13 protein-coding genes are annotated in these 16,312 nt (G+C 69.1%); 6 read left to right on the forward strand and 7 right to left on the reverse strand.

Translation table 11 applies throughout. From position 1 onward, the window contains the following. Positions 1-25: 25 nt before the first annotated feature. The 6 genes from secA to mtrA form a co-directional block, all read right to left on the reverse strand. Positions 26-2,839 carry a preprotein translocase subunit SecA gene (gene secA, locus C3B61_RS12080; protein ID WP_103460885.1) on the reverse strand — a complete coding sequence of 938 codons (2,814 nt, stop codon included), beginning with the start codon at positions 2,837-2,839 and terminating at the stop codon, positions 26-28. A 100-nt stretch (positions 2,840-2,939) separates the two neighbouring features. After that, entirely contained in the window at positions 2,940-3,644 is a 705-nt protein-coding gene (gene hpf, locus C3B61_RS12085; protein WP_088455321.1) for a ribosome hibernation-promoting factor, HPF/YfiA family, read from the reverse strand. 99 nt (positions 3,645-3,743) lie between these two features. Next, the gene (locus tag C3B61_RS12090) at positions 3,744-4,466 is read right to left on the reverse strand and encodes a ComF family protein (protein WP_103460887.1); all 723 of its coding nucleotides are present in this window, start codon (positions 4,464-4,466) and stop codon (positions 3,744-3,746) included. Positions 4,467-4,559: 93 nt separating this feature from the next. Further along, positions 4,560-6,242, reverse strand: coding sequence for an LpqB family beta-propeller domain-containing protein (locus tag C3B61_RS12095; protein ID WP_103460889.1), 1,683 nt, complete (start codon positions 6,240-6,242; stop codon positions 4,560-4,562). After that, the gene (mtrB, locus tag C3B61_RS12100; RefSeq protein WP_244285921.1) at positions 6,235-7,896 is read right to left on the reverse strand and encodes an MtrAB system histidine kinase MtrB; all 1,662 of its coding nucleotides are present in this window, start codon (positions 7,894-7,896) and stop codon (positions 6,235-6,237) included. The genes C3B61_RS12095 and mtrB overlap by 8 nt, the downstream gene beginning before the upstream one ends. Positions 7,897-7,903: 7 nt before the next feature. Then, entirely contained in the window at positions 7,904-8,584 is a 681-nt protein-coding gene (gene mtrA / locus C3B61_RS12105) for an MtrAB system response regulator MtrA (RefSeq protein ID WP_103460891.1), read from the reverse strand. 133 nt (positions 8,585-8,717) lie between these two features. Between mtrA and C3B61_RS12110 the strand changes: the two genes are divergently transcribed. Genes C3B61_RS12110 through C3B61_RS12130 form a run of 5 tightly spaced genes read left to right on the forward strand, consistent with a single transcriptional unit; the run spans position 8,718 to position 14,137 of the window. After that, positions 8,718-9,911 carry a hypothetical protein gene (locus tag C3B61_RS12110; RefSeq protein WP_103460894.1) on the forward strand — a complete coding sequence of 398 codons (1,194 nt, stop codon included), beginning with the start codon at positions 8,718-8,720 and terminating at the stop codon, positions 9,909-9,911. A 41-nt stretch (positions 9,912-9,952) separates the two neighbouring features. Then, positions 9,953-10,570 (forward strand): DUF4129 domain-containing protein, encoded by a 618-nt coding sequence (locus C3B61_RS12115; RefSeq protein WP_244285922.1) that lies wholly within the window; start codon positions 9,953-9,955, stop codon positions 10,568-10,570. Continuing rightward, the gene (locus C3B61_RS12120) at positions 10,567-11,814 is read left to right on the forward strand and encodes a DUF4350 domain-containing protein (protein WP_103460898.1); all 1,248 of its coding nucleotides are present in this window, start codon (positions 10,567-10,569) and stop codon (positions 11,812-11,814) included. Before C3B61_RS12115 ends, C3B61_RS12120 begins: the two co-directional genes overlap by 4 nt. Beyond that, positions 11,811-12,812, forward strand: a complete 1,002-nt coding sequence (locus tag C3B61_RS12125; protein ID WP_088455313.1) for an AAA family ATPase — start codon at positions 11,811-11,813, stop codon at positions 12,810-12,812. Before C3B61_RS12120 ends, C3B61_RS12125 begins: the two co-directional genes overlap by 4 nt. A gap of 17 nt (positions 12,813-12,829) precedes the next feature. Next, positions 12,830-14,137 (forward strand): DUF58 domain-containing protein, encoded by a 1,308-nt coding sequence (locus C3B61_RS12130; RefSeq protein WP_103460901.1) that lies wholly within the window; start codon positions 12,830-12,832, stop codon positions 14,135-14,137. Positions 14,138-14,147: 10 nt separating this feature from the next. On the opposite strand, the gene C3B61_RS12135 is transcribed toward C3B61_RS12130, so the two are convergent. After that, positions 14,148-15,143, reverse strand: coding sequence for a stage II sporulation protein M (locus tag C3B61_RS12135; protein WP_103460903.1), 996 nt, complete (start codon positions 15,141-15,143; stop codon positions 14,148-14,150). 17 nt (positions 15,144-15,160) lie between these two features. Between C3B61_RS12135 and C3B61_RS12140 the strand changes: the two genes are divergently transcribed. Continuing rightward, complete coding sequence (locus C3B61_RS12140; protein ID WP_103460906.1) at positions 15,161-16,015, forward strand: RDD family protein; 855 nt, start codon at positions 15,161-15,163, stop codon at positions 16,013-16,015. Positions 16,016-16,312 lie beyond the last annotated feature (297 nt).

Consider the following 16,312-nt stretch of genomic DNA (forward strand, 5'->3'; position numbering starts at 1 on the left):
GCACAGTTGTTTGGCCGCGTGCTGCTTACTTCTTTTTGCCCTGGGTGCGACGCTCGGCGCGGTTGTTGGCCGCCGGGGTGTCGGACTCGGGGCGCTGGCCGAAGGCACCGCGCTGCGGCGGGCCGGCCGGCACGGCCGGTTCAGCGTCGGCGACGGCGGGCGCGGCGGCGCGGCGGGCACGGTCCGTCGCGGCCTGCTGGATCTGGCCGCGCTGGTTGCGCACCTCGACTCCGCCGGAGTCGCTCGGGGCGGTGTAACTCAGCTTCTCCTGGCCGGATTCGGCCGGAGGGGTCAGGCCCTTGGCGGCGACGATCGGCGCGTCGACGGCACCGGCCGGCTGGGACACCTCGACCTCGAGGTTGAACAGGAACCCGACGGTCTCTTCGCGGATCTGGCCCATCATCTGCTGGAACATGGCGAAGCCCTCACGCTGGTACTCGACCAGCGGGTCGCGCTGCGCCATCGCGCGCAGGCCGATGCCGTCCTTGAGGTAGTCCATCTCGTAGAGGTGCTCGCGCCAGCGCCGGTCGATGACCGAGAGCACCACGCGGCGTTCGAGTTCGCGCATCGCGGGTGAACCGAGGGATTCCTCACGGCGGGCGTAGGCGACCTTGGCGTCGGAGATGATCTCCCGGCGCATGAAGTCACGGTTGATCTTGCCCTTGTTGCCCGCTTCGGAGATGACCTCGTCGATGGTGAGGCCGACGGGGTAGAGGGTCTTCAGCTCGGTCCACAGGGCGTCGAAGTCCCAGTCGTCGCCGTTGCCTTCGCCGGTGTGGACCTCGAGCACCTCGTCGATGACGTCTTCGAGGAACCGCTGGGTGCGTTCGTGCAGGTCGTCACCCTCGAGGATGTGCCGGCGGTCGCTGTAGATCGCTTCGCGCTGGCGGTTGAGCACGTCGTCGTACTTGAGGACGTTCTTGCGGATCTCGGCGTTGCGGCCCTCGACCTGCGACTGGGCGCTGCGGATGGCACGGCTGACCACCTTGGACTCGATGGCCATGTCGTCGGGAACACCCTGGCGGCCCATCAGGCTTTCGGCGGCGCCGGCGTTGAACAGGCGCATCAGGTCGTCGGTGAGCGAGAGGTAGAACCGGCTCTCGCCCGGGTCGCCCTGGCGGCCGCTGCGGCCGCGCAGCTGGTTGTCGATGCGGCGGGACTCGTGGCGTTCGGTGCCGAGCACGTACAGTCCGCCGGCGGCGATGACCTTGTCGGCCTCCTCGGAGACCTCGGCCTTGACGGCGGCGAAGACGTCGTCCCACTCTTTTTCGTATTCGTCCGGCGTCTCGACCGGGCTCAGGCCCTTGGCGTTCATCGCGGCGACGGCGAGGAATTCGGCGTTGCCGCCGAGCATCACGTCGGTGCCACGGCCGGCCATGTTGGTGGCGACGGTGACCGAGCCCAGGCGGCCGGCCTGGGCGACGATCGCGGCCTCACGGGCGTGGTTCTTGGCGTTGAGGACCTCGTGGCGCACGCCCTTCTTCGCCAGCAGGCGGGAGAGGTATTCGCTCTTCTCGACGCTCGTGGTGCCGACCAGGACCGGCTGTCCGTTGGCATGGCGCTCGACGATGTCCTCGACGACCTGGCCGAACTTGGCCTCTTCGTTCTTGTAGATCAGGTCGGACTGGTCGATGCGCTGCATCGGCTTGTTGGTGGGGATCGCGACGACGCCGAGCTTGTATGTGCTCATGAACTCGGCGGCCTCGGTCTCGGCGGTTCCGGTCATGCCGGAGATCTTCGAGTACAGGCGGAAGTAGTTCTGCAGGGTCACGGTGGCCAGGGTCTGGTTCTCGGCCTTGACCGCGACGCCTTCCTTGGCCTCGATCGCCTGGTGGATGCCCTCGTTGTAGCGGCGGCCCATCAGGATGCGGCCGGTGTGCTCGTCGACGATGAGCACCTCGCCGTTCATCACGACGTAGTCCTTGTCCTTCTTGAACAGGGCGTTGGCCTTGATGGCGTTGTTCAGGAACGAGATCAGCGGGGTGTTCGCGGATTCGTAGAGGTTGTCGATGCCGAGGTAGTCCTCGACCTTTTCGATGCCGGGTTCGAGCACTCCGACGGTGCGCTTCTTCTCGTCGACTTCGAAGTCCTCGTCGACGACGAGGCGCTTGGCGAGGCTGGCGAACTCGGTGAACCAGCGGTTCGCCTCCCCCGATGCGGGTCCGGAGATGATCAGCGGGGTGCGGGCCTCGTCGATGAGGATCGAGTCGACTTCGTCGACGATCGCGAAGTAGTGACCGCGCTGCACCATGTCGCTGGCCTGCCAGGCCATGTTGTCGCGCAGGTAGTCGAAGCCGAACTCGTTGTTGGTGCCATAGGTGATGTCGCAGGCGTACATCTCGCGACGCTGCGCGGGGGTCTGTCCGGAGACGATGCATCCGGTGGTCATACCCAGGGCGCGGAACACGCGGCCCATCAGTTCGCTCTGGTAGCTGGCCAGGTAGTCGTTGACCGTGATGACGTGCACACCACGGCTGGTGATGGCATTGAGGTAGGCCGCCGTGGTGGCGACCAGGGTCTTGCCCTCACCGGTCTTCATCTCGGCGATGTTGCCCAGGTGCAGGGCCGCGCCGCCCATGAGCTGGACGTCGAAGTGCCGCAGGCCCAGGGTGCGGGTGGAGGCCTCTCGTACGGCGGCGAACGCCTCGGGCAGCAAGTCGTCCAGCGACTCACCGCCCGAGTAACGCTCACGCAACTGCACGGTCTCGTTCTTCAGCTCCTCATCACTGAGGGTGCTGAAGTCGTCTTCCAGCGCATTGATGGCCTTTGCGTAGCTCTCGAGTCGACGCAGAATGCGCCCCTCGCCAACACGAAGAACTTTTTCCAGTATTCCGGCCACGAATGCACTCCACTAGTCGTCACGGCGTGCGAACACGCCTGTCGTCCGGTCGGACGCACGTAGCGCCGACCTAGCCGGCAACTATAGCAATGCTAGTTGGTCAGGAGCTGGACCCGCTGGACACTGACGCCAGCTCTCTCGCTGCGTCGGAGTTCGGGTCCAGTTCGATGACACCGTAATCCCAGCCCTTGCGCCGGTAGACGACGCTGGGCCGGTTGGATTCGGCATCCTGGAACAGGTAGAAGTCGTGACCGACGAGCTCCATGAAGTACAGGGCATCGTCCACGGTCATGGGCGCGGCAGAGAAGACCTTGCGTCGGATGACCACCGGGCTGTAGACCTCCTCGGCTTCTTCGGTCTCGCCGGCCTCGTCGGAGACGACCTGGATCGCCCCGGTGCGCACGCGCTCCAGGGTCTCAACGTCGGCCGGGACGATGTCGATCACCGCGAAACCTGACGACGACGCCTCGTGCAGCGAGGTGGGCCGGTGCGCGCCCCCACGGTGCACCTTCCGGCGGTCCTTGGCTCGACGCACCCGTTCCAGGAGCCTGCCGAGGGCGATGTCGAAGGCCGCGTACTTGTCGCTACCCTCGGCTTCGGCCCGGACGATGGGCCCCTTGCCGATGAGCGTGAGTTCGACGCGGTCGTTACCGGCGGCGCCGCTCTTCTCGGTGTGACGACTGACCTTGATTTCCAGGGCGAGGGCCTTGTCGGCGAGGCCGGCGATCTTCTCGGCCTTCTCCGTCGCATATTCCCGGAAGCGATCAGTGATCCCCAGGTTGCGTCCAACGATGTTAGTTTCCATGACGACCTCCAGATCTGGCGAACCGCCCCTGATCCGGGCGATTGGTACGCGCCTTTGGCACAACCGTAGTCGTGCCAGCTGGATAAGTCACAGCTTTTGTCAATCAGTTTCCCGTGAACGATGAATGTCGGGATGGTGCCGTCGTGTTTCCGCGACGGTCGCCGCTCCGACCACCTCACCGCCGGCCTGTCGGAGGGCGCGCCGGGCCTCCAGGAGGGTGGCGCCTGTGGTCACGATATCGTCGACGAGCAGGATCCGGCTGCCGGCAAGCGGCCTGGTCGCCACCAGCGTGCCGCTGCGGTTGTCCATCCGCTGCTGCCGGCCCAACCCGACCTGGTCCGCGACGCCGGCACGCGGCCGCAGGAGCGCGCTCCCGCGGAGGCCGGCCCGGCTGAGGAGCAGGTCGACGGGATGGAACCCGCGCGCCCGCCAGGCCCGGCGGGAGGACGGCACGGTGACCAGCACGATGCCACTGGAGACCTGGGTGGGCTCTACGGGCTCTGCGGCGACCAATGCCGCCCCCACGGCCAGGCGAAGCGCCACGGCGAGCGCCGGCGCGGCATCCGTTCGACCGCCGTCCTTGTACGCCACCAGCACCCGGCCCACCACGCCGGTGTACTCCAACGCGGACCAGACCGTGAGGTCCTCCCGGTAGACCGCCCTCGGCTCGGCACGCAGCGCGCTCAGGCAGGCGGCGCAGAGCGCCCGGTCCGGCGTGCCGCAGCCGCTGCACTGGGTGGGCATCAGCACCGCCCAGGCATCGAGGAAGGCGGCACGGGTTGCCGCGCGCACCGTCTGCATCACCCCTCGGTCGCTGGTCATCCGGTCAGATTCGCGCGTCGGGGTGATCCCTGCGGCCTGACGCGCTCACCTGTGCATTGTCGGCGGCCGCGGCGGCTGGGGAGGAGGGCCGGCTCAGCCGCCGGTGCCCTGCTGGGTGGCCACGAGGGCGACCGCGTCGATACGTTCCTGCCAGCCGATGCCGCGCTGCACCAGGAGTGACCCCTCCACGGACAGCGCCCGCAGGTCGCGCAACAGGTTGCTGCCCGTGATCGAGCGGATTCCCGTCGACGACTCGAGCTGCTCGCTGGTGCCGCCGATCTCGTGGGAGACGACGCGACTTTCTCCGTCTGGCTGCAGGCTCAGGTACGCCACCGTTGCCTGGTCGACCCAGGTCGCATCCATCGGGATTCCGGCGTCGGTGGCCAGCTGCACGGGGTCGCCCAGGCCGACCGGAGCGCCGTTCTCCCGCAGCACACCGGCCACCACGAGGCGCAGCTCGCCGGCCGCGCTCAGCAGCGCGATCACCCGGGTGCCGTCGCGGGAGACCTTGAGCGCGGTGATCGCCGAGGAGTCCAGCCATGGCGTCGGAATGGCCTGCGCCGCTCCCTGAGTGTTGTACACGAAGAGCTCGTTGGGCCGGTCTCCCGGCACCGACCAGACATAGCCGGAGCCGTCGATGGACGGGGCGATGAGGTTCTGCCGCGGATCGAGCAGCCTGGCGTCCTCGCCCACCCTGACTCCGTAGACCCCGGTGGCGGTGAGGGCGGCGGCCGCCGTCTGCGACGGCGACAGCGTGACCGCGCTGGGTGCGAGGGCGGCGACGGACTCCGACAGCCCCGGCAACAGGTTGATCGTCTTGCCGGTCGCGGCAAGGAACCCGAACTCGCCATCGCGCAGCACGAGGGCCCGCGCATCCACCCGGGGGTTCACCACGGGTTCGTTCGCGCCGAGAGCGGCGATGTCCTGAGAGTTCCGGTTGATCGTGACCGTGACCGTGAGCCCGCTGGGCAGGCTGTTCTCCAGCTGGCTCTTCATCCGCTGCAGGGTCAGCCTGTCGGCGTTCAACGCCTCGCTGTTCAGGTCCACCTTGGCGTCCCTGGCCACCACGGTGACGGCGTCGGCGGTGAGGGCGGTGCCCTCGGGGAACGCCGACGTCACCGCGCCGGCGAGCCACTCACTGGGTCCGCTGAGCACGCCGTTGACGATCTTGGTCGGCAGGGATGTCCCGCGCGGGTACCACCGCACGTCGGGTACCAGGAATTGGAAGTCCGGGTCGAAGAAATAGAGCGACTGGGCGCTGAAGACGTCCTCGAAGGTGTTCTGGTCGAGAACGGTGCCGTTGGGCGCCGCACTGATCCGCCACTCGCCGTTCACCTGCGCGAATTGGTAGCGGAGTTGCACGTTCGCCGACGCGGCGTCGCCGTGGTACTCACCGATCGCGTTGACCTCGGCCACCGGTCGCACGGACACGAGCATCGTGCTGTCGTCGACGGGCACGACGATGCGCCCAGACCCGTCTTCAACGGTGACACCGGTGTCGGACTTCCAGGTGTCGCTGAAATCCGCCGTCAGGAACTCCCTGGCGATCTCGTAGTTGTTGTCCGGGCTGGTGGCGGCGCCGATGAATCCGGTCAGGATCTCCTCCATCGAGGCCCCGTCCCGTGGCCGGTCCGGCAGGAAGACCGGGGCCGGGTTTTCCCCGGCCACCACGTCCTGGCCGGTCTGCACTGCCCCGGTGCGCGGAATGCTCGAGCAGCCGCCGAGCAGGAGGGCCATCGCGGTGACGACGGCGACGAGCCTGGCCGGGCTACGCATGGTGGTCTCTTCTCGGTTCGGCGTGGGACGACACGAATCCGGCGGTGTCGGCATCCGCCGGCGGCAGCGGGTTGGGCGACACCGTCAGCGCGACGCCGGTTGTGCGGGGCAGGGTCAGTCTGAAGCAAGACCCGGCGCCGGGACTGGACCAGACCTGCAGCCAGCCGCGGTGGGCGGCGGCATCCTCGAGGGAGATGGCCAGGCCGAGCCCGGTGCCGCCGATCGTGCGTTTGCGGGACGGGTCAGCCCGCCAGAACCTGTCGAACACGTGGGTGATCTCGGCCTGGGTCATGCCCATTCCGTAGTCCCGTACCGACAGCGCCACCGCCGATTCGTTGCTGTCCACCGACACGACGATCGGTTTGCCCTCGCCGTGCTCGATGGCGTTGCCGATGAGGTTGTTGACGATGCGGCGCACCCGTCGTGGGTCCATCTCCGCGGCCAGGTGCCCGCCGGGCGCGGCCAGCCTGATCTCGCTCCCCTTGGAATCTCCGAGCGAGCGCATGCCGTCGATGACGTCCTCCGCCAGATGCACAAGATTGGTGGGTTCGGATTCGAGCTCGACGGACCCGGCGTCATAGCGGCTGATCTCGAGCAGGTCCGCCAGGAGCAGCTCGAAGCGTTCCACCTGGGTGTGCAGCAGCTCCGCGGTGCGTTCGGTGGCCGGCGGGAAGCTGGCCCGCTGGTCGTAAAGGAGGTCTCCGGCCAGGCGGATCGTGGTGAGAGGGGTGCGGAGCTCGTGCGAGACGTCGGACACAAAACGTTGCTGCACCTCGGACAGGTCGGCCAGTTCCTTGATCTGGCTCTGCAGGCTGTCGGCCATGCCGTTGAACGAACGGGCCAGCGTCGCGATCACGTCCTCGCCCTTCTCGGGGATCCGCACGCCCAGGTCACCGGAGGCGAGTTTCTGGCTGGTCTGGGCCGCCACCTGGATCGGGGCGACCACGAAGCGCACCACGATCCAGGTGACCGCTCCGATCAACACCATCAGGGCCAGGCCGGCGCCGCCCAGGGTCCGCTGCACGAACAGCAGCGTCGATTCGGCGTCGGCGAGGCTGTACCCGATGTACAGCTCGTAGCGCCCGGCGACGGGGACCGTGATCTGGGAGCCGACGACGATTCCGGGCACCGACGAACCGTCGTCGGAGGCCAGGGTCACCGATTGCCAGAACTGCCCGTCGGCGTCGTCCTGCACGGCCTCCCGGAGTTCCGGCGAGATGACCGCGGTGGATGATCCGAACGTCGAGGAGTCCTGGGGTGCCACGGTCGACGATTCCTGCCCCGGCACCCTGAAGACGGCGACCAGCCGGCTCGACGACGCGGCGGAGATCGACGTGCGGGCTGACTCCAACAGCGTCTGCACCTGCACCCGGTCGACGGCATCCGAGGAGTCCAGGATTCCCTGGGCGGCGCTGGTGGCCCGGTTGGAGTCCACCAGAATCTGGGTCAGCCGCGACTGGAACAGGTCGTTGCCGACACTGACCGACATGTACACGCCGACCAGTCCAATGGCGGCGCCCGACGCCAGCACCGTGATGGCGACGGTGCGGAACTGCAGGGAGGAGCGCCAGCTGCGCCGCAGCTGCTGGGCCAGGCGGCGCCACGATCCCCACGATCGCCAGTCCAGCCTGAACACGCCCAACCGCGCAGCCACCGGGCCCCTAGCTGGCGGCGCCGGCGCGGTAGCCGACTCCGCGCACGGTCATCACGATGCGCGGGTTGTCAGGGTCGTCTTCGACCTTGGCGCGCAGACGCTGAACGTGCACATTGACCAACCGGGTGTCGGCCTTGTAGTGATAGCCCCAGACCTGTTCGAGGAGCATCTCACGGGTGAAAACCTGGGCTGGTTTGGAGGCCAGCGCCAGCAGCAGGTCGAATTCCAGCGGTGTCAGGTTGATGCTCTGGTCGCCGCGTTTGACCTCGTGGCCGGCGGCGTCGACGACGAGGTCGCCGATCTGCAGACTGGCGGGCGTCTCCACCGGGACCGGTCGCAGCCGGGTACGAATCCGGGCGACAAGCTCCTTGGGGTTGAACGGTTTGACCATGTAGTCGTCCGCGCCGGATTCCAGCCCCTTGACCACATCGGTGGTATCCGACTTCGCCGTCAGCATGATGATGGGGGTGCCGGACTCGGCCCGGATCAGGCTGCACACCTCGATGCCGTCCAGCCCGGGCAGCATGAGGTCGAGGAGCACCAGGTCGGGTACGACGCTGTGAAACGCGTCAAGGGCCTGCGCCCCGTCCGCACAGAAGTGCGGCTCGAAGCCCTCGCCCTGCAGGACGATGCCGATCATCTCAGCGAGTGCGGGGTCATCGTCGACAACCAAAATGCGTGAGTTCATTGATCCGTTTTCCGCCCGGTCACCGGGCAATAACGCGCACGACACGGGCAATCTCTGGCACAAGAATAGTCGACACGGCTCCGAGATATCGCGCAGGCCACACAGTGCAGTCCGGGTATGCCAGCATGGAGGCGTGACGGACCCAGACTGGCACCCCCCGACCACCTCCCCCGGCGTACCTCGCTACGGCGAATACGCCCCGACGGGCGCGCCCGGCACCCCTCCGGCGGCACCGTCCGGCGGCTACCGGCCCAGTGCGCCGCCGGCCTGGACCCCGCCGCCCAAGCCCGGTCTGATTCCGCTGCGCCCGCTGGGCTTCGGTACCCTGCTCGGCGCTCCCTTCCAGGTTCTGCGGCGCAATCCCAAGGCCACCTTCGGCAGCGCACTGATCGTGCAGGGCGCCACGCTCCTGATTACCCTGGTCGTCGTCGGCCTGGTGAGTTTTTTCGCCCTCAGCCGGGTCGCCTCGGCGCCGGTCGATGAACAGGATGCCGTCGAGGCCGGCGCGATCCTCACCATCGTGCTGTCCGCCCTGATACCTGTCGCCCTGGCCATCGTCGCGTCGGCACTTCTGCAGGGCGTGATCGTGCTCGAGGTGTCCCGGGCGACCCTGGGTGAGAAGCTGCGCCTGGGCGCGCTGTGGCGCCAGGTGGGTCGGCGGGTGTGGCCACTGGTCGGCTGGACCCTGCTGCTCAGCGCGGCGCTGCTGGTCGGCGTGCTGCTCATCGGTGGACTGGTCTTCGTGTGCGTCCTCCTGGGCGGCGGGTGGATCGCAGCGGCCGTGATCGTCGGTGTCTTCGGCGGACTGGGGCTCGTCGCCCTGGGAGCCTGGGTGAGCACCAAGACCGCCGTCGTCCCGAGCCTGATCGTGCTGGAACGGTTGGGCATCCGGCAGGCGATCCGGCGTTCCTGGTCGTTGACGGGCGGCTTCTTCTGGCGCACCCTGGGTGTTCTGCTGCTGATCACGGTGATCGTGAACGTCGTCGCGCAAATCGTGACCACCCCGCTGTCGCTGTTGTTCAGCGTGGTGCTCAGCCTGATCGACCCGAACGCCGCCTTCGACGCCTACATTCCCGCCATCGTGCTGTACGTCCTCACGCTCCTGATCGCCCTGGTCCTGGGCGCCGTGACCGCCGTCGTGCAGTCGGCCGCCGTTGCCCTGATCTACATCGACCTGCGGATGCGCAAGGAGGGCCTTGACCTGGAGCTGCAAAGGTTCGTCGAAGCGGCCCCCGGCGCCAAGGCCAGCGATCCCTACCTCACCCGCACCGCGCCCGCTGCCGCCGACACTGCGACCCGCCCCGACCCGGGGTCGCCCTGGGCATGATCACGGGGTGGGGGCCGGTTCTGCCGTGGATGGGGATCCCGGTGGATCCCAGCGCGCCCGACGCGCAGCAGTGGCTGCGCGATGAGCTCGCCAAGGCTCCCTACCAGGCGGCCCAGCCCACCTGGTTCGACAGGCTCTCCCAGGCGATCTTCGACTGGTTCTCTTCGCTGTCCTTCGTCGGCGACGGCAGCGGGGGCTGGATCCCGCTGGTCGCGACGCTGATCGGGATCGCCTTGCTGGTGGCCGCCGTGCTCGTTTTCGGGCTGCCCCGGCGGGCACGTCGCCGCCGGAAGGCCGCGGGACTGTTCGCCGCCGATGATCGCCGCACCGCGGATCAACTGCGTAAATCGGCCGCCGCCGCCGCATCGGCCGGCGACTGGACCCTCGCCAGCGAGGAGGCCTTCCGGGCCATCGCCCAGGGGCTGGCGGAACGCACCATCCTGCGGCCGACACCGGGAACGACGGCGCACCGCGTCGCCGAACTGGCCGGCGACGCCTTCCCCGACGAACGGGCCCGGCTGATCAGTGGCGCGAGCGTATTCGAGAGCGTGCGTTACCTCGGCGGCACCGGAACCGAGCAGGGTTACTCCGCTCTGGTCGACCTCGACGCCGATCTGCGGGCCGCCCGCCCCCGCTCGACGGCGCCGGTGGCTCCGTGAGCGCCGTCGCCACCGCGAGTCCGGTGTCGAGCACGCCCACGATTCGCCTCGCGCTGCGGAGGTCCGTGTTCTGGGTCGTCGCCGGGGTCGGCGCCCTGCTCGTGGCCGTCATCGCCTTCATCCTCACCGGGGCCGGGGGCGCCGCCGGCCCGCGGCTGGGGGCCGACAACCCCGCTCCGACCGGCGGCATGGCCGTCGTCGAGGTGCTCCGCCAGCAGGGGGTGACCGTCGTGCCCGTGAACACCCTCGACGAGGCCGGCGATGCGACGGCCGCGGCCGGGAATGCCACCCTGTTCCTGTCCGACGAGTCCGGCTACCTCAGCACCGACCAGCTCGATCGGCTCGGTGATCTGGCCGGCCGCACCGTTGTCGTTGACCCCGACTTCCGTGCCCTGCAGGCCTTGGCCCCCGAGGTCGGGTTCGGCGGCGTGTCTGGCGCGGACTCCCTCGACGCCGAGTGCCCGGTTCCGGCCGCCGAGCGCGCCGAAACGATCTCACCCGGCGGCAAGACACTCGGCCTGCCCGCGGGCACCGCCGGCTATACGGGCTGCTTCCCCGGCGAGAACGACACCTTCTCGGTGATCGAACGGGTCACGGATGACCGCACCGTCACCCTGGTTGCCGACACCGCGGTGTTCGCCAACGACGAGATCGCCACCTACGGCAATGCCGCGCTGGCCCTCAACCTTCTCGGCGCCACCGACACCCTGGTCTGGTATCTGCCGACCCTGGCCGACGTGCCCGTCACCGGCCCGCCCTCGCTCGGCGCGCTCACGCCCGGCTGGGTGACGCCGATGCTGCTCCTGCTGGTGGGCGTCGCCGTCACCGCCATGGTGTGGCGCGGCCGCCGGTTCGGCCCCCTGGTCGCCGAGAACCTGCCCGTCGTCGTGCGGGCCAGCGAGACCATGGAAGGGCGCGCGCGGCTGTACGCCCGCGGCAGCGCCCGGCTGCGGGCGGTCGATGCGATCCGGATCGGCGCGGTGGCCCGGATGGCCCAGGCCGCGGGATTGCCCCGGACCGCGCCCCTCGACCAGGTGATCCGCACTGTCGCGGCGCTCACCGCCCGGCCGCCGGAGCGCGTGCACGCCGTGCTCGTCGGTGAGGTGCCGGGCAGTGACGCCGCCATGATGGCGCTGTCGGACGCCATCGACGAACTGGAACGCGCCACCGCCCTCGCCGCCCGCCCGCCCGGCGCCGGGCCCTCCCCCACCGCTCGCCCGTCAACCGGAAGAATGGAACCATGACCAGCCACGCCCCGACATCCGCCGAGACCAGCCCAGCCGACGCCTCGACCGACAGCCTGCGCCGCGCCCTCGCGCAGGTGCGCACCGAGGTCGGCAAGGCCGTCGTCGGGCAGGACGGCGCCGTCACCGGACTGATCATCGCCCTGCTCTCCCGCGGTCACGTGCTGCTGGAAGGCGTACCCGGTGTGGCCAAGACCCTGCTGGTGCGGTCCCTGAGCCACGCGCTCAGCCTGGACACCAAGCGGGTGCAGTTCACCCCCGACCTGATGCCGGGCGACGTGACCGGTTCGCTCATCTACGACGCGAAGGCCGGCGAGTTCGAGTTCCGCAACGGGCCCGTCTTCACGAACATCCTACTCGCCGACGAGATCAACCGCACACCTCCGAAGACCCAGTCCGCCCTGCTGGAGGCGATGGAGGAGCGCCAGGTCAGCGTGGACGGGCTCTCGCTCCCGCTGCCGGAACCGTTCATCGTGGCCGCGACCATGAACCCGATCGAATACGAAGGCACGTACACGCTCCCCGAGGCCCAGCTGGACAGGTTCCTGCTCAAGCTCGTGCTCGACATCCCCGAGCGTGACGTCGAGCTGGAGGTGTTGCGCCGGCACGCCACCGGGTTCAGCCCACGCGACCTCACCGCCGCGGGCGTCACCCCGGTGCTCGGTGCCGCCGAACTCGCCGCGGCCCAGGCATCCGTCGCCGCCGTCGGTGCGAGCCCCGACGTGCTGGCGTACATCGTCGACCTGGCCAGGGCCACCCGGAACAGCCCGTCGGCCAAGCTGGGCGTGAGCCCCCGTGGCACCACCGCCCTCCTCGCCGCGGCCAAGGCCTGGGCGTGGCTGAGCGGTTACGCGTCGATCACCCCCGATCATGTGCAGGCCATGGTGCTGCCGGTGTGGCGACACCGAATCCAGCTGCGCCCGGAGGCGGAACTCGAAGGCATCACCGTCGACACGATCCTGCATGGCGTGCTGCAGCAGGTCCAGGTTCCGATCTAATCGATGACACGCATCCGATGACACTGACCGGCCGCTTCGTCCTCCTCGTCGCCCTCGGCGTCGTGCCCATCGTGCTGCTCGGCGACACGTCCACGCGGGCACTGGCGGTCCTGGCCGGCTGGCTGCTGCTCGCCCTGACACTCGGGAGCATCGACCTGGCCCTCGCCGCGTCGCCGCGGCGGCTGACCCTGGCCCGGGTGTTGCCGTCCAGGGTGCGCCTGGGTGAGGAGGTGACCAGCGAGCTCTATCTGCGCAACGATGGTCCCCGCCGGCTTCGCGGCATCGTCCGCGACGGGTGGCAGCCGTCGGCCGGCGCGGGCAACAACCGCACGGCGGTGACGCTGCCGCCCGGGGAACGACGCCTGGTCGAGCTGACTCTCGTGCCCACCCGGCGCGGAGAACGCACCGCGTCCCACGTGACGGTGCGCTCGATGGGCCCGCTGGGCCTCTGGGCCAGGCAGGCCACCCTCATCGCGCCCGCCCAGATCAGGGTGCTGCCGCCCTTTCACTCGCGCAAACACCTGCCGAGCCGGATCAGCCGGCTCAAGGAGCTCGACGGACGCACCAGCGTGCTCGTGCGCGGCCAGGGTACCGAGTTCGACTCCCTGCGCGAATACGTGCGCGGCGACGACGTGAGGTCCATCGACTGGCGTGCCACCGCCCGCCGCAACGACGTCGTGGTGCGCACCTGGCGGCCCGAACGTGACCGACGCATTGTGATCGTCATCGACACCGGCCGCACCTCCGCCGCCCGGGTCGCCGACGAACCACGGCTGGACACCGCCTTCGAGGCGGCGCTGCTTCTGGCCGCACTGGCGTCCAGGGCCGGAGACAGGGTGGACTTCCTGGCCTGGGACCGCCGGGTGCGGGCCCGGGTGCAGGGCGCGTCGGGAGCGGAACTGCTCAGCCGCATGGTGGACGGCATGGCGCTGATCGAACCCGAGCTCATCGAGATGGACTGGACGGCCCTTCCCGGCCAGATCCGTGGCATCACCGGCCAGCATGCGCTGGTGGTGTTGCTCACCCCGATGGATGCCCCCGGCGCGTCGACGGGGCTGCTGTCGGTGCTCGGTCAACTCACCTCGCGGCACACCGTGCTGGTGGCATCGGTGACGGACCCGACGGTCGCCGGTCTGACCCGCAGCCGAGGGACCCGCGAAGACGTGTACAGGGCCGCGTCGGCGGAACGCACCTTGCTGGACGCCACTCGGGTGGCCGCGGCTGTGCGGCAGCTCGGCGCAGACGTGGTCACCGGTGCCCCCGACGAGCTGCCGCCGGCCCTGGCCGACCGCTACATCGCCCTCAAGGCGGCGGGCCGGCTCTAGTCGGCGACGCTCAGCCGGCGAAGACCCGGGCGCTGCCGGCCTCGAACTCGGCCAGGTCACCGGTCTCGCCCGCGCGCACGGCGCGCCCGCCGAGCACCAGCATGTAGGCGAGAAAGGCCAGCAGGGCCGCAGCGCCGATGCCGATCTTCACCGGCCAGGGCCATGGCGCCGGGGTCACAAAGCCCTCGATGATGCCGGACACCAGCAGCACAAAAACCAGTCCGATCGCCACCGTGAACAGCGCGCGGGCATCCTCGGCCAGGGCCTGACCGCGGGTGCGGGCACCCGGCGCGATCCAGGCCCAGAAGATGCGAAGGCCCGCTGCTGCCGCCACGAAGATCGCGGTCAGTTCCAGCAAGCCGTGCGGGGCGATGTAGAGGAAGAACGTGTCGCCCTCGTCGTAGGCGAACATCACCGCAGCGGTGACGCCGAGGTTCTGGGCATTCTGCAGGACGATGTACGGCACGTAGACGCCCAGGATGCCGAACGCGACACACTGCGCCGCGATCCAGGCATTGTTGGTCCACACCCGTCCGGCGAAGGACGCCGCGGGGTTCTCGGAGTAGTAGGAGACGAAGCTCTGGTTGGCGAGTTGCTCCAGCTCGGCGGGAGACCCGAAGTTGGCCAGCACGTCGGGGTTGTTGGTGGCCCAGACCGCGTAGAGGCCCGCGACGACAAACGTCACCACGGCCACCGCCAGGGTGAGCCAGCGCAACCTGTGCAGCGCGGCCGGCAGCTGGGTGAGGAAGAACCGCGGCAACTGCGAGAGCACGTTGGTGCCCGCGCCCGTGAAGCGCAGCCGGGCCCTGGACAGGAGCACCGAGAGCCTGTCGCCCTGCATCGTCGAACCGGCGGCGGTCTTGATGACCGAGAGCTGGGTGGCGCCGGCCTGGTAGGCCTGGATCAGTTCGTCCGACTGGGCACCGCTGAGTTGCCGCCGGCGGCCGAGTGCGGCCAGGCGGTCCCATTCGGCGCGGTGCGCCGCTGAATACGCGTCAAGATCCATCTGATTCAATAGTAGACATGGCGGAGCCCTGGAAAGCAGCCGATCACGGTGAAGATTCCCTGATCGAGCACGAGCTGGTGACCGGTGAGGCCGTTGCCCTCGATGTTCGCCCGGCGAGCGTGATCCTGCGAGGTGCGGGAACGATGATCGATTGGGTGGCCTACGTCGGCTTCTTCCTGCTCATGGCGCTAGTGGTTTCGGGTTTGTTCGGCGACGGAATTGACGAGGCTTTGGCCCAGGCGCTGGCCATCTCGGGCCTGGTCTTCTCGCTGCTGATCGTGCCGATGCTGGTCGAGACCCTCTCGCACGGACGGTCGTTGGGCCGCTGGGCGGTCGGCGCGCGCATCGTGCGGGATGACGGCGGCGCCACCGGGCTGCGGCATTCCTTCATTCGGGCGCTGATGGGCGTGATCGAGATCTTCCTCACCTTCGGCGGACTCGCGGTCACCTGCGCCTTGCTCAACTCCCGTTCCAAACGACTCGGTGACCTCCTGGCCGGCACCTACAGCCAACACGAGCGGGTGCCGCGGTTCAGTGAACCCACCTTTGTGCTGCCGCCGGTCCTGGCGTCCTGGGCCGCGACGGTGGACGTCGCCCGCCTGCCCGATCGCCTGTCTCGCCGGGTGGCGCAGTTCCTGCGGCAGGCCCACCAGCTCTCCCCCGACACCCGGGTGCGGCTCGCGGAGGGCCTCGCCGCGGAGGTGGCGCCGTTCGTGTCGCCCCTCCCGGCGGTACCGCCGGAGTACCTTCTCATCGGCGTAGCAGAAGTACGGCGTAACCGCGAGTACAACGGCCACCTGCTCGAGCGCGGCCGGCTTGAGAAGCTCTCTCCGGTCCTCACCGGCCGCCCGCACGACTTCCCCGAGCGCTAACCCCTCCCTCCCCTTCGCCCGCGAGCTGTGGCTGTCGAGCCCTGGTGAGCCGCCCTGCGGGTCGTGACCGTCCTCGTCGGTCGAGGCCTGTCGAGACCCGGTGAGCCGCCCCCAGGGGCGTGACCGTCCGTCGGTCGAGCCTGTCAAGACCCGGTGAGGCCGGCTCTGGGGCTCGTGAGGGGCTCGACCGGGGAGGGTGGGGGTTAAACGCAGAAAAGCCACCCCGGTGGGGTGGCTTTTCTGTGTGTTTCTAAGTTAAGTCCGGCGGTGTCCTACTCTCCCACAGGGTCCCCCCTG

The organism is Cryobacterium zongtaii, assembly GCF_002909375.1.
GTDB classification, from domain to species: domain Bacteria; phylum Actinomycetota; class Actinomycetes; order Actinomycetales; family Microbacteriaceae; genus Cryobacterium; species Cryobacterium zongtaii.

Bases quoted from the DNA above. Each gene is read 5' to 3' on its own strand.
- hpf (WP_088455321.1), bottom strand. From the start codon at position 3,644: ATGGAAACTAACATCGTTGGACGCAACCTGGGGATCACTGATCGCTTC.
- C3B61_RS12090 (WP_103460887.1), bottom strand. From the start codon at position 4,466: ATGACCAGCGACCGAGGGGTGATGCAGACGGTGCGCGCGGCAACCCGT.
- C3B61_RS12095 (WP_103460889.1), bottom strand. From the start codon at position 6,242: ATGCGTAGCCCGGCCAGGCTCGTCGCCGTCGTCACCGCGATGGCCCTC.
- mtrA (WP_103460891.1), bottom strand. From the start codon at position 8,584: ATGAACTCACGCATTTTGGTTGTCGACGATGACCCCGCACTCGCTGAG.
- C3B61_RS12125 (WP_088455313.1), top strand. From the start codon at position 11,811: ATGACCAGCCACGCCCCGACATCCGCCGAGACCAGCCCAGCCGACGCC.
- C3B61_RS12130 (WP_103460901.1), top strand. From the start codon at position 12,830: ATGACACTGACCGGCCGCTTCGTCCTCCTCGTCGCCCTCGGCGTCGTG.
- C3B61_RS12135 (WP_103460903.1), bottom strand. From the start codon at position 15,143: ATGGATCTTGACGCGTATTCAGCGGCGCACCGCGCCGAATGGGACCGC.
- C3B61_RS12140 (WP_103460906.1), top strand. From the start codon at position 15,161: ATGGCGGAGCCCTGGAAAGCAGCCGATCACGGTGAAGATTCCCTGATC.